A 12472-nucleotide genomic window follows, 5' to 3' on the forward strand; every position below is an offset into this window, starting at 1 on the left:
TGCTGGAGCTGCTCCACGGGCTGAAGGGTGGACCGGATGGGTGTCGAGATCTGTGTGGAAGGGCTGACCAAGTCCTTCGGTCACCAGGTCATCTGGCAGGACGTCTCACTGACGCTGCCCGCCGGGGAGGTCTCGGTCATGCTCGGCCCCTCGGGCACGGGCAAGTCGGTGTTCCTCAAGACGCTCGTCGGACTGCTGAAGCCGGAGCGCGGCTCGATCACGATCCAGGGCCGGGACATCACACGGCTGCGCGAGCACGACCTGTACGAGGTGCGCAAGCTCTTCGGCGTGCTGTTCCAGGACGGCGCGCTGTTCGGCTCGATGAACCTGTACGACAACATCGCCTTCCCGCTGCGCGAGCACACCCGTAAGTCCGAGAGCGAGATCCGGCGCATCGTGCTGGAGAAGATGGACATGGTCGGGCTGATCGGCGCAGAGGGAAAGCTGCCCGGCGAGATCTCCGGCGGGATGCGCAAGCGGGCCGGACTGGCCCGGGCCCTCGTCCTCGACCCCGAGATCATCCTCTTCGACGAGCCCGACTCGGGCCTCGACCCGGTCCGCGTGGCCTACCTCAACCAGCTGATAGTCGATCTCAACGCCCAGATCGACGCGACCTTCCTGATCGTCACGCACGACATCGCCTCGGCCCGCCAGGTGCCGGACAACATCGGGCTGCTGTTCCGCCGCGAGCTGGTCATGTTCGGGCCGCGCGAGGAGCTGCTGACCAGCGACGAGCCCGTCGTACGGCAGTTCCTGAACGGCCGCATGCAGGGCCCGATCGGCATGGCGGAGGAGAAGGACGCCGCCCAGGTCGAGCAGGAGCTGGCCGCCCTGGGCGACGACGGCAGGGGCACCCGGTCTCCCGGCAGCCAGGCTCTGACTCCCCGCCTGCTGCCAGGTCCAGGTATTGCGCGGCCACCCCGCTGGGAGGCGATCGCCCGGCGGGAGGCGGAGCTCAGGCACCGCAAGGTGGTGGCGGACGCATGAGACTGTCGCCCACCGGAGCCCTGCGGCACTCGGGCAGCCTGTTCGCGATGGCGCTGGACGTCGTCCGGACGATTCCCCGACGGCCCTTCCAGGCAAGGGAGTTCATCCAGCAGGCGTGGTTCGTCGCGAGTGTCACCATTCTGCCGACGGCCCTGGTCTCCATCCCCTTCGGCGCGGTCATCGCGCTGCAGATCGGCAGCCTGACCCGGCAGCTCGGCGCCCAGTCCTTCTCCGGCGCGGCCTCCGTGCTCGCCGTTCTGCGCGAGGCCTCGCCGATCGTCACCGCGCTGCTCATCGCGGGCGCCGGCGGCACGGCGATCTGCGCGGACCTCGGGGCGCGGAAGATCCGGGACGAGATCGACGCGATGCAGGTGCTCGGCATCGACCCGATCCACCGCCTGGTCGTGCCGCGCGTGCTGGCGTCGATGGTGGTGGCCGTGCTGCTCAACGGCCTGGTGTCGGTGGTCGGCGTGGCGGGCGGCTACTTCTTCAACGTCGTCCTGCAGAACGGCACCCCCGGCGCCTACCTCGCCTCCTTCACCACCCTCGCCCAGCTCTCCGACCTGTGGGCGGCCGAGGTCAAGGCACTCGTCTTCGGCGCGATCGCCGCGATCGTCGCCTCGTACAAGGGGCTGACCGCGAAGGGCGGCCCGAAGGGTGTGGGCGACGCGGTGAACCAGTCGGTGGTGATCACCTTCATGTTGCTGTTCGTGACCAACTTCGTGATGACCGCGGTGTACTTCCAAGTCGTCCCGCAGAGGGGTTGAGGGCTTAACCGATGAGACTTCTCGATCGCCCGCTGCGCTCCCTGGAAGCGCTGGGCATCCAACTCTCCTTCTACGGCCGCTCGTTGGCGTGGACCGGCCGTACCCTGCGCCGCTACAAGAAGGAGATCCTGCGGCTGCTCGCCGAGGTGAGCTTCGGGCGCGGAGCCCTCGCCGTCGTGGGCGGCACGGTCGGCGTGATCGCCTTCCTGTCCTTCTTCACCGGCACCGAGGTCGGCCTCCAGGGCTACGCGGCCCTCAACCAGCTCGGCACCTCCAACTTCGTGGCGTTCCTCTCGGCGTACTTCAACACCCGCGAGATCGCCCCGCTGGTGGCGGGACTCGCGCTCTCCGCGACCGTCGGCGCCGGTTTCACGGCCCAGCTGGGCGCGATGCGGATCAGCGAGGAGACCGACGCGCTCGAGGTCATGGGCGTGCCCTCGCTCCCGTTCCTGGTGACGACGAGGATGATCGCCGGGTTCGTCGCGGTGATCCCGCTCTACGTGATCGGCCTGCTGTCCTCGTACCTGGCCGCCCGCACCATCACCACCGGCTACTACGGCCAGTCGGCCGGCACCTACGACCACTACTTCCAGCAGTACCTGCCACCGGTGGACGTGCTGTGGTCCTTCGGCAAGGTGCTCGTCTTCGCCGTCCTGATCATCCTCGTCCACTGCTTCTACGGCTACTACGCGAGCGGCGGCCCGGCGGGCGTCGGCGTGGCGGTGGGCCGTGCGGTGCGGACCTCGATCGTGGCGATCAACGTCCTCGACTTCTTCCTGTCGCTCGCGATCTGGGGCGCCAGCACGACCGTACGGATCGCGGGGTGAGCCGCCGGATGAAGGCACTGAGACTGCGGTTGTACGGCATCGTCTTCATCGCCGTACTCGCCCTGCTGCTGTCCCTGTCGGTCGCCGTCTACCGGCAGGCCTTCACGCCGGTCGTGCGGATCACGCTGGAGGCCGACAGCCTCGGCAACCAGCTCGATCCGCGGGCCGACGTCAAGCTGCGCGGGATGCTGGTCGGCGAGGTGCGCGAGGTGCGGGCGGACGGGACGAAGGCGACGCTGGACATCGCGCTGAAGCCCGAGCACGTCGCGTACATCCCCTCCGACGTGCACGCGCGCCTGCTGCCCAAGACGCTGTTCGGCGAGAAGTACGTCGACCTCGTGCCACCCCCCGGCGCCGGGTCCTCGTCCGCCCGCCCGATCCGCGCCGGCGATGTCATCACCCAGGACCGCACCCGGGTCGGCATCGAGGTGCAGCAGCTGATGAACGACCTGCTGCCCCTGCTGCGAACCGTCCAGCCCGGCAAGCTCAACGCCACCCTCTCCGCCTTCGCCACCGCCCTCGACGGCCGCGGCGACCGGATCGGCGACAACCTCACGCGCCTGGAGGCCTACCTGCGCCGCCTCAACCCCCATCTGCCGTCCCTCACCGAGGACATCGCCCGCTTCGCCGAGGTCGCCGAGGTGTACGGCGACGCGGCCCCCGACCTGATGAAGATCCTGCGCAACACCATCACCACGAGCCGCACGATCGTCGACCAGAAGGACCGGCTGGCGGCGGCCCTTAAGACCACGGCCACCGTCGCCGGGACGGCCGAGGACTTCCTCGACGCGAACGGCGACCGGCTGATCACCCTCGGCCGGGTCTCCCGCCCGACGCTGGAGCTGTTCGCCCGCTACTCCCCCGAGTACCCGTGCCTGCTGGCCGGCCTGGTCCGGCAGGAGAAGGCCTCGGAGGAGGCGTTCCGGGGCGGCAAGATGCACATCACGCTGGAGGTCGTACGGCCGCAGGGGGCGTACGAACCGGGCGAGGAGCCGCGTTACGGCGAGCGGTCGGGGCCCGACTGCCGGGATCTGCCGAGTCCGCCGGTGCCGGCGCCCGGGGCTCACCTCGACGACGGTTCGAAGTCCGGTGGTCCGTCCGGGGGTTCGTCCGCGGGCAACCCGCTCGGTGTCTCCGCGACCCCGGCCGAGCAGCGGGCGATCGGCTCGCTGGTGGCCCCGGTCCTGGGCGTGCCCGCCGACGAGGTGCCGCCGGTGGCGACGCTGCTGTTCGGACCGCTCGCACGCGGGACGGCGGTGACCGTCGTATGAGAACCACAGGCGCACGGCAGACCGCTGCTCCCCTCATCAAGTTCAGCGTCTTCGCGCTGGTGACCGTCCTGGCGACGGCCCTGCTCGCCGCCACCATCGTGAACGTCTCCTTCACACCGGAGCATCGCTACCGGGCGGTCTTCAGCGACGTGACCGGCCTGGAGGAGGGCGACGACATCCGCGTGGCCGGGGTGCGGGTCGGCGAGGTCGAGGGCATCCGGATCAAGGACCGGACGCTGGCCGAGGTCACCTTCACGGTCGGCCAGGACCGGCCGCTGCTCACCAGCACCGGCGCGGTCATCCGGTACCGCAACCTGGTCGGGCAGCGGTACGTCGCGCTGACCGAGGGCACGGGCGACGGCACCCGGCTGCTGCGGCCCGGCGCGACGATCCCGCTGTCTCGCACCCAACCGGCGTTGGACCTCAACGCCCTGCTGAACGGCTTCAAGCCGCTCTTCGCCGCGCTCAGCCCGAAGGACGTCAACCAACTCGCCACCGAGATCATCAAGACCCTCCAGGGCGAGGGCGGGACGGTCAACAGCCTGCTCGTGCACACGGCATCGCTCACCTCGACGCTGGCCGGCCGCGACAAGCTGATCGGCTCGGTGATCGACAACCTCAACACCGTGCTGGAGACGCTGGACAAGCGCGGCACCCGCTTCTCCGGCCTGCTCAAGCAGCTGCGCCGGGTCATCTCGGGGCTGTCCGCCGACCGCAAGCCCATCGGGCAGTCGCTGGTGAACATCGGCGACCTGACGGAGGCCACCTCGGGCCTGCTGAAGGACGCGCGCCCGCCGCTCAAGGACGACATCGCCGAGCTGACCGAGCTCACCGGCACGCTGAACGACAACGAGAAAACCGTGGAGGGCGTGCTGAAGCGGCTGCCGAACAAGCTGGGCGAGCTGACCGGGACGGCGTCCTACGGCTCGTGGTTCAACTTCTACCTCTGCGATTTCGACGGCCGGATCGTGCTGCCGAAGACGGAGTCGACGTCGCAGCAGGTGCTCACGCCCGACATGCACGTGGCGAGGGCGAGGTGCGGGGCATGAGCCGTAAACAAGGTCCCGAGCCGCTGTTCAAGGTGCGGGTGGAGCCGCCGCGGCTGCCGCGCATACGGCTGCCGAAGGTACGGCTCCTGCCGCGCCAAAAGCCCCGCCCGCGCAGCCCGCAGCCGCTGTTCAAGGTGCGCGTCGAGCCGCCCAGGCTGCCGAGAATACGGATCCGTCGCCCGCGCCTCATCCCCTTCCGCGAGCGCAACCCCGTCGTCATCGGCACGGTCGGCCTCACCGTCCTCGCCCTGCTGACCGTGGCCGCGTTCAACGCGGACCGCCTCCCGCTGATCGGCGACGGCGAGACGTACAGCGCGGCCTTCGCGGAGGCGGGCGGACTCAAGCCGGGCGACGAGGTGCGGATCGCCGGGGTCAAGGTCGGCAAGGTGGAGGAGGTCGACCTGGACGGCGACCACGTCAAGGTCACCTTCAAGATCAAGGGCGAGCCGGGCTTCGGCACCGAGACCGGCGCGTCGATCCGGGTCAAGACGATCCTCGGCGCGAAGTACCTCGCACTGCACCCCAAGGGCGGGGGCCAGTTGGCGCCCGGCAGCGAGATCCCGCTCAGGCGCACCGTCCCGGCGTACGACGTCGTACGGGCCTTCAGCGACCTCACCACCACGACGGAGGAGGTCGACACCGACCGCGTCGCTAAGGCCCTGGACACCCTCTCCACCACCTTCGAGGACTCACCGGAGGAGGTACGGGCGTCCATCAAGGGCCTGTCGCAGATCTCCCGGACGGTGGCCTCCCGCGACAAGGCGCTGCGCGGACTGCTCGACCACGCGAACGGCGTCACGGACGTACTGGCCGACCGGTCGTCGGACTTCACCGCCCTGGTCAAGGACGGCGACAAGCTGTTCAGGGAGATCAGCAAGCGGCGCGAGGCGATCCACAGACTGCTGAAGAGCTCCGCCGCCCTCGGCATCCAGCTCTCCGGCCTGGTCCAGGACAACGACAAGGAGATCGGGCCCGCGCTCAAGGGCCTGAACAGCGTGGTGCAGATGCTCGAACGGAACCAGGCCGACCTGGACAGGAGCATCAAGCTCCTCGCTCCCTATGTGCGGCTCTTCACCAACACCCTCGGCAACGGCCGCTGGTTCGACTCCTACGTCCAGAACCTGGTCGCGGCTCCGGTGGTGCCACGGACGGGAGGGACGGCACAGTGACCATCCCCGTCAGGGTGAGAAGGCGGCTGGCCCTGCTCACCGCACTGTCCCTCGTCGCCGCGCTCGCCTACGTCCTGTGGCCGCGCCCCGAGCCGGTCCGCGTCACGGCGTACTTCCCGCGCACCGTCGGCATCTACCCCGGCTCGGACGTCCGCGTCCTCGGCGTCCGGATCGGCGAGGTCAAGGAGATCACGCCGGAGGGCGGCCGGGTGCGGGTGGAGCTGGAGTACGAGGCCGGCCGCAAGGTCCCCGCGGACGCGCAGGCGGCCATCATCAACTCCTCGGTGGTCAGCGACCGTTACGTACAGCTGCTACCGGTGTACCGGGGCGGCGGACCGGTGCTGCGGACCGGGGACGAGATCCCCGAGTCGCGTACGGCCGTACCGGTGGAACTGGACCGTGTCTTCGACAGCCTGCACACCACGGCCGAGGCGCTCGGCCCCGGGGGCGCCAACAAGGACGGCGCCCTGTCCCGGCTGCTCGGAGTGAGCGCGGACAACCTGGACGGCCAGGGCGAGAACCTGCACCGGACGGTGGAGGACCTCTCGGCGGCGGTCACCACCCTGTCCGACGGCCGCACGGACCTGTTCGGCACGATCCGCAACCTCCAGGTCTTCACGGCGGCGCTGGCGGCCGACGACAAGAGCGTGCGGTCGTTCAACAGCAGCCTCGCGAAGGTCGCGGATCAACTGGCCGGAGAGCGACAGGACTTGGCGGCAGCACTGAAGAACCTCGGAACGGCGCTGGGCGACGTGTCGGCCTTCGTGAAGAACAACAAGAAGGCGCTGACCTCGAACGTGGCGGGTCTCAGCAAGGTGACCAAGGTGCTCGTCACCCAACGCGCGGCGCTGGAGGAGCTGTTGGAGGTCGCCCCGACCGGCATGTCGAACCTGAACAACGCCTACAACCCTTCCGCCGGCACGCTCGACACCCGCAACAACGCCGACCAGGCGCAGGACCCGGCGTCACTGCTGTGCTCGGTTCTGAAGACGACCGGCGACGAGGGCGGCAAGAACCCCGACTGCGCGGAGCTGAGGGACCTGTTCGACTCGCTGCCGAAGGTGCCGGAAGCGCCCCAGGGCGGCGCGGCGGTCACGGGCACGGTCGATCGCACCCTCGGCGGAATCCTGGGGGCGAGCGCATGAGCGGGCTGCGTAAGGGCGGGGCTGGGGCGATGGCCTGGGCGGCAGTCGGCTCGCTGCTGCTGACCGGCTGCGAGTTCAACGGCTGGTACGACGTCCAGCTGCCCGGCGGCGCGGCCTCGGACGGGAACGCGTACCACGTCACCGTCGAGTTCCGTGACGTACTGGACCTGGTGCCGCAGTCGGCCGTGAAGGTCAACAACGTCACGGTCGGGGCGGTCGAGAAGGTGGAGCTGAAGGGCTGGCACGCACGCGTGCGCCTGCGCGTCGCGGACTCGGTGAAGCTGCCCGCCAACGCGATCGCGGAACTGCGCCAGACCAGCATGCTCGGCGAGAAGTACGTGGCGCTGTCCAAGCCGCCGGGCACCGCACCGGCCGGCCGCCTCGGCGACGGCGACGTGATCCCCCTGTCCCGCAGCGGCCGCAACCCGGAGATCGAGGAGGTGCTGTCCGCACTGTCGGCCCTGCTCAACGGCGGCGGGGTGGCCCAGCTGAAGACGATCACCGTGGAGCTGAACAAGGCGCTGGAGGGGCGGGAGAACCGGGTCAAGTCGCTGTTGAAGGAGCTCGACACGTTCCTGGGGGGCCTGGACAGGCAGAAGGAGGACATCGTCCGGGCACTGAAGGCCGTGGACCGGCTGGCCAAGCGGCTCGGCAAGGAGAAGGAGACCATCGCCGAGGCGGTCGACGAGATGCCGCCGGCGTTGAAGGTCCTGGCCGACCAGCGGCGCGACCTCACGAGGATGCTCACCGCGCTGTCGAAGCTGGGCAGGACGGGCACCAAGGTGGTCAACGCCTCGCACGACGACACGGTCGCCAACCTGAAGCAGCTGCGCCCGATCCTGCACCAGCTCAACAAGGCGGGTGACGACCTGCCCAACTCCCTGGAACTGCTGACGACTTACCCGTTCCCGCGCAACGTGGTGGACGCGATCAAGGGGGACTACGTCAACCTCCACATCACCGCGGACCTCGACCTGGCGGGAATCTACGGCAACTTGACGGACGAGCCGGGTGACGGCCAGGGCGGCGACGGGGAGCCCCAGGGCCCCGAGCTGCCCGAGACCCCTGACCTGCCGGACGTACCGGATCTCCCGGAGCTGCCGGGTGTGCCCACGCCCACGGCGTTGCCGAACGGTCCGACCGCGCCGTCTCCTTCGGCCCCGTCCGGGGGCGGCGGAGACCTGCTGTGCCCGCCGGTGTGCACCGCCGCGTGGGTCGCGGGGGGCGACTGGCCCGAGGGGATCAACCTCGAACTCGCCGAGCTGATGCTGAAGGGGGTCCAGCCGTGATCACCCGTACGGTCAAGGTCCAACTGCTGGCCTTCGCCACCATCACCGCCGTAGGTGTGTCGTACGTAGGCGCGGAGTACACCGGCCTGGTGGACGAAGTCCTGGACCGCGGCTACACCGTCCGCGCGGACTTCCCCGACTCCGGGGGCGTCTTCCCCGGCGCCGAGGTGACGTATCGCGGGGTGCCGGTGGGCAAGGTCGGCGCGCTGCACCTGACGGGCAAGGACGGGGTCTCGATCGCCCTCGACATCGAGGACGGGGCGCCTCGCATCCCCGCGGACACGCTGGCGGTGGTGGCGAACCGCTCGGCGGTGGGCGAGCAATACGTCGACCTGCAGCCGCGCACGTCCCACGGCCCGTACTTGCTGGACGGCAGCGACATCCCGCGCCGGAACACCCGGGTACCGCTGCCGACGACCGACCTGGTCCTCAGCCTGGACCGCCTGGTCAACTCGGTCGGCAAGAAGGACCTCCGGGTGACGATCGACGAACTGGGCCAGGCATTCTCCGGAACCGGCCCGAACCTGAGCCGCCTGGTGGACTCGGGAAACGACCTGGTCGAGTCGGCGTCGGAGGCACTGCCCGAGACGATCTCCCTGATCGAGGACTCACGGAAGGTGCTGAAGACCCAGGCGGACCAGGGCTCGTCGATCAAGTCGTTCGCACACGATCTGGCGGCCCTCACGGCCCAGTTGAAGGCGAGCGACGGTGACCTGCGCAAGCTGATCGGCAACGCCAGGCCGGCGGCCCAGGAGGTGAACTCGCTGCTGAGGTCGGTCGACCCGGAGCTGTCGGTCCTGCTGGCCAACCTGATCAGCGGCGGCCAGGTGACGCTGGCCCGCCTGCCGGGCGTGGAACAGGCCCTGGTCACGTTCCCGCTGATGGTGGCGGGCAGCTACACGGTCATACCCGGCGACGGCACCACCCACTTCGGCCTGGTCGTGAACGCCGACGACCCCCCGGCCTGCACCCAGGGCTACGGCACGGCGCGCCGCGACCCGGCAGACACGAGCACCCGCGAGGCGAACACGAACGCCCGCTGCACGCTCCCGCGGGGCAGCGAGTCGTCGGTGCGGGGGGCGCAGAACGCCCCCGGCGCATCGGCGGCGTACGGCGGCGCGAACCAGACGGCGTACGTCACCCCGTACGACCCGGAGACCGGCACCACCACCGGCCCGGACGGAAGGAACGTCGAGATCGGCTCGACGGGCGGCCAACGGGCCGTGTTCGGAAAGGAGTCGTGGCAATGGCTGCTCGTTGGCCCCATGGCCTGAGACTGAAGCAATCCAGGGCGATGACGGCAGGACTCGTCATAGCGACGACCCTCACCACCGCACTCACGATCTGGCTGACCCTCGGCCTCTACGCCCAGCGCGAGGCGGAGCACCGCCGCCAGGACATCCTGTCCGCGGCCCGCCAGTCAGCACTGAACTTCACCTCCCTCGACTACCGCCACTACGACCGCGACAGCGCGAACGTCCTGGCAGGCGCGACCGGCGACTTCAAGAAGCAGTTCGCGGCACAGACGGAGCAGCTGACGCAGCTCGTGGCGACGAACAAGTCCGTATCCGAAGGCCAGGTCCTCGACGCGGGCATCGTCCGCTCCGACGAGAACTCGGCCCGCGTCCTGGTGGTCGCCGACAGCAAGGTGACCAACACGGCCGTCCCCCAGGGCGAGGCGCGCACGTATCGCCTGCAACTGGACCTGGTCCACCGGGACGGCCACTGGCTGACGTCGGACGTCGAGTTCGTCGGCTGACAAGCACCAACGAGGAGTACGACCATGCCGAAGACGACCACCGGCCGCGCCCCCGGCCCCGGCACCCGGCGCACCATGACGGCGGCCGCCCGCGCAGCGGCCAAGCGAGCGGAGCGCGGCCACCACGAACCGGCTCAGGAGTCCACCGTCGCCGGCCGCACCGTACTCATCGAGGCCCCGAAGGACGGCTGGGAGGACCCGCCCGAGCCGTCGCTGGAGTCGTTCGACGAGGACGTGCCACCACAGGACAGGGGCCGGTCCCGTCGTCGGCGCCGGCTGCTCACCGCGGTGCTCGGCGTCCTACTGGTGGCAGGCCTGGTGGCGGTCGCGGCACTGGGATGGCAGTACTGGGACGGACGCCAGACGGAGAGCGCCCGGGCCCAAGCGCTGACGGCCGCGCGCAAGGCGGCGCCGGTCGTCCTGTCGTACGACTACCGCCACCTGGACAAGGACTTCGCGGCGGCCCGCGCCCACCTGACCGGCGACTTCAGCGACGAGTACGAGAAGACCACAAAGACGGTGGTCGGCCCGACGGCCAAGAAGTACCAGGGCGTAGTGAAGGCGACGGTCGCCGCCCCCGCGACCGCCGGAACCCCGGCAGCCTCCGTCGTCTCGGCCTCTCCGGACAAGGTCGTGGTGCTGCTCTTCGTCAACCAGGTCACCGAGAGCACGCAGGTCTCGGGCTCCCGGGTGGATCTGAACCGGGTGCGGATGACGATGACGCGCACGGCGGACGGGTGGAAGGTGAGCGGGGTGGACGCGCTCTGAGGTCCTCTTCACCAGAGGGCCCAGGGCTGGGAAGCGCGGCCTGGCGCATGACGGATCGTCAGTACAGGATCTCGATGACGCGGCCTGCCGCGTCCACCTCAGAGACCTCGGGAATCCGGGCCGCGATGCCCAGCGCGATCCGGTGTGCCGACCAGGCCGCGGCAGCGGCGTCGAGAACATCGTCCACGGGAACGCGATCCGCCTCGCCGAGCTCGTCCGGCAGCGTGAGCCCGGCTGCGGCCAGCAGGCCGCGGCGCGCGTTCTGGCCGCGCCAGCTCTTCTTGGCGTAGGCCAGCGGCACGCCACCGGCCAGGGCACGGAAGGACACCTCGGGGTGAACCTCATGGATCCGCTCGTCGGCAAGCCAACACGCCCGAGCCTCCAGAAGCTTCGGAGCCAGCGCCCACGCCTGCCGGCTCAGCCTACGACCGGTGAGCGCATGGCATCGATCGCCGGCCGCCACGTAGTCCGGCTCCGCCCACGCCGGCCGCGGAGCCACGAGGAAAACACTGCTGCGCCGCGCTCGCAGCAGCGCCCTCGCCTCAAGATCCGCGGCCCGCCAGCCCTTCTCGACGAGGCCGAGCGGCATGTCCACCGCGATGGTCTCCACCCCGGGGGCACGCTCGATCAACGCATCGAGCCGGACATCGACCAGGCTGCCCGAGTACACGCCGTCCCTCAGCCTGATCCCCACCCACCCCTGCTTGCCACAGGCATCGATCCCCAGGACGTCCATGCCGCCTCGCCTCTCGCGCAAGATCGGAGCGGAAACTCATAGTAGGCAGAGGCAGGAGAGCGGCGGGGCAGAGGCGCAGGCACTCGACACGGCGTACCGGCTGCATGGACGGATGGCTCTCAGTGGTGATCACTCCGCCGATCTGGGGTTTTTGCGCCGGTTGGCATTGAAGCGCGCTTTCTTCTGACGATTCCCGCACGTGTTCATGTCACACCATTTGCGGGTGCGGCTCTGGCTGGTGTCGAAGAAGGCGGCTTGGCAGGTTGGTGACGCGCACAAGGCCAGTTTTCCGTCTCGTTCGCCGGCGATGATGCTGATCGCGTCGGCGGCGATCACGCTGAGGGCATCTTCCACGCGGGAAGCCGAGCTGAGCTGCCATCGCCGCTTGCCCTCGGGCGTCAGGATCGCCGCGGCCCGACCCCGAGCGCTGCAGTCATTGATGACTTGGACAGCAGACGCGGGGAGAGCGTCCTGGATCGCGGCCGCTGTCGCGGCGGCGTGAATCGACTCCCTCAGTTCCCGAGCGAGGTCGAGCTGGGCAGTGGTGCAGGAGTCCACGGCGAGGCCGTTCGCTGCCAGCCAGTCGATGAGTCGGTGCGGCGTGGGAATGCGCTCCACGGCGTCGCCGTGACGCTCCGACAGAGTCCCCGTGAAGCTGGTCGCCAGCACGTTGCCGAGGCGGAAGTCAGGGAACGCAGCACGCAT

At 69.7% G+C, this 12472-nt stretch carries 13 protein-coding genes; 11 read left to right on the forward strand and 2 right to left on the reverse strand.

Translation table 11 applies throughout. The features are described 5' to 3' along the window. The first annotated feature begins 36 nt into the window (after nucleotides 1-36). Genes PBV52_RS12950 through PBV52_RS13000 form a run of 11 tightly spaced genes read left to right on the forward strand, consistent with a single transcriptional unit; the run spans nucleotide 37 to nucleotide 11031 of the window. Nucleotides 37-987 (forward strand): ABC transporter ATP-binding protein, encoded by a 951-nt coding sequence (locus PBV52_RS12950; protein WP_274238496.1) that lies wholly within the window; start codon nucleotides 37-39, stop codon nucleotides 985-987. Next, nucleotides 984-1754 (forward strand): ABC transporter permease, encoded by a 771-nt coding sequence (locus PBV52_RS12955; protein WP_274238497.1) that lies wholly within the window; start codon nucleotides 984-986, stop codon nucleotides 1752-1754. The genes PBV52_RS12950 and PBV52_RS12955 overlap by 4 nt, the downstream gene beginning before the upstream one ends. A gap of 11 nt (nucleotides 1755-1765) precedes the next feature. Beyond that, nucleotides 1766-2581 (forward strand): ABC transporter permease, encoded by an 816-nt coding sequence (locus PBV52_RS12960; RefSeq protein ID WP_274238498.1) that lies wholly within the window; start codon nucleotides 1766-1768, stop codon nucleotides 2579-2581. Nucleotides 2582-2589: 8 nt separating this feature from the next. Further along, complete coding sequence (locus PBV52_RS12965; protein WP_274238499.1) at nucleotides 2590-3852, forward strand: MCE family protein; 1263 nt, start codon at nucleotides 2590-2592, stop codon at nucleotides 3850-3852. Next, nucleotides 3849-4901: an MCE family protein gene (locus PBV52_RS12970; protein ID WP_274238500.1), complete on the forward strand. Its 1053-nt coding sequence runs from the start codon at nucleotides 3849-3851 to the stop codon at nucleotides 4899-4901. The genes PBV52_RS12965 and PBV52_RS12970 overlap by 4 nt, the downstream gene beginning before the upstream one ends. Beyond that, nucleotides 4898-6070, forward strand: a complete 1173-nt coding sequence (locus tag PBV52_RS12975) for an MCE family protein (RefSeq protein WP_274238501.1) — start codon at nucleotides 4898-4900, stop codon at nucleotides 6068-6070. The genes PBV52_RS12970 and PBV52_RS12975 overlap by 4 nt, the downstream gene beginning before the upstream one ends. A 26-nt stretch (nucleotides 6071-6096) precedes the next feature. Then, entirely contained in the window at nucleotides 6097-7215 is a 1119-nt protein-coding gene (locus PBV52_RS12980; RefSeq protein ID WP_274249368.1) for an MCE family protein, read from the forward strand. Continuing rightward, the gene (locus tag PBV52_RS12985; RefSeq protein ID WP_274238502.1) at nucleotides 7212-8504 is read left to right on the forward strand and encodes an MCE family protein; all 1293 of its coding nucleotides are present in this window, start codon (nucleotides 7212-7214) and stop codon (nucleotides 8502-8504) included. Before PBV52_RS12980 ends, PBV52_RS12985 begins: the two co-directional genes overlap by 4 nt. Continuing rightward, nucleotides 8501-9778 (forward strand): MCE family protein, encoded by a 1278-nt coding sequence (locus tag PBV52_RS12990; protein ID WP_274238503.1) that lies wholly within the window; start codon nucleotides 8501-8503, stop codon nucleotides 9776-9778. Before PBV52_RS12985 ends, PBV52_RS12990 begins: the two co-directional genes overlap by 4 nt. A gap of 20 nt (nucleotides 9779-9798) precedes the next feature. After that, nucleotides 9799-10263: a hypothetical protein gene (locus PBV52_RS12995; RefSeq protein ID WP_274238504.1), complete on the forward strand. Its 465-nt coding sequence runs from the start codon at nucleotides 9799-9801 to the stop codon at nucleotides 10261-10263. Between the two features lie 24 nt (nucleotides 10264-10287). Continuing rightward, nucleotides 10288-11031, forward strand: a complete 744-nt coding sequence (locus PBV52_RS13000; protein ID WP_274238505.1) for a hypothetical protein — start codon at nucleotides 10288-10290, stop codon at nucleotides 11029-11031. Between the two features lie 58 nt (nucleotides 11032-11089). Here the strand turns inward: PBV52_RS13000 and PBV52_RS13005 are convergent, their stop codons facing one another. Next, entirely contained in the window at nucleotides 11090-11767 is a 678-nt protein-coding gene (locus tag PBV52_RS13005) for a DUF429 domain-containing protein (protein WP_274238506.1), read from the reverse strand. Between the two features lie 129 nt (nucleotides 11768-11896). Then, nucleotides 11897-12472, reverse strand: a complete 576-nt coding sequence (locus PBV52_RS13010; RefSeq protein ID WP_274238507.1) for a CGNR zinc finger domain-containing protein — start codon at nucleotides 12470-12472, stop codon at nucleotides 11897-11899.

The organism is Streptomyces sp. T12, assembly GCF_028736035.1.
In the GTDB taxonomy this organism is placed as follows: Bacteria; Actinomycetota; Actinomycetes; order Streptomycetales; family Streptomycetaceae; genus Streptomyces.

Coding starts and splice junctions, on each gene's coding strand:
- PBV52_RS12985 (WP_274238502.1), top strand. CDS start 7,212: ATGAGCGGGCTGCGTAAGGGCGGGGCTGGGGCGATGGCCTGGGCGGCA.
- PBV52_RS13000 (WP_274238505.1), top strand. CDS start 10,288: ATGCCGAAGACGACCACCGGCCGCGCCCCCGGCCCCGGCACCCGGCGC.
- PBV52_RS12975 (WP_274238501.1), top strand. CDS start 4,898: ATGAGCCGTAAACAAGGTCCCGAGCCGCTGTTCAAGGTGCGGGTGGAG.
- PBV52_RS12995 (WP_274238504.1), top strand. CDS start 9,799: ATGACGGCAGGACTCGTCATAGCGACGACCCTCACCACCGCACTCACG.
- PBV52_RS13010 (WP_274238507.1), bottom strand. CDS start 12,472: ATGCGTGCTGCGTTCCCTGACTTCCGCCTCGGCAACGTGCTGGCGACC.
- PBV52_RS12965 (WP_274238499.1), top strand. CDS start 2,590: ATGAAGGCACTGAGACTGCGGTTGTACGGCATCGTCTTCATCGCCGTA.
- PBV52_RS12960 (WP_274238498.1), top strand. CDS start 1,766: ATGAGACTTCTCGATCGCCCGCTGCGCTCCCTGGAAGCGCTGGGCATC.
- PBV52_RS12955 (WP_274238497.1), top strand. CDS start 984: ATGAGACTGTCGCCCACCGGAGCCCTGCGGCACTCGGGCAGCCTGTTC.
- PBV52_RS13005 (WP_274238506.1), bottom strand. CDS start 11,767: ATGGACGTCCTGGGGATCGATGCCTGTGGCAAGCAGGGGTGGGTGGGG.
- PBV52_RS12950 (WP_274238496.1), top strand. CDS start 37: ATGGGTGTCGAGATCTGTGTGGAAGGGCTGACCAAGTCCTTCGGTCAC.
- PBV52_RS12970 (WP_274238500.1), top strand. CDS start 3,849: ATGAGAACCACAGGCGCACGGCAGACCGCTGCTCCCCTCATCAAGTTC.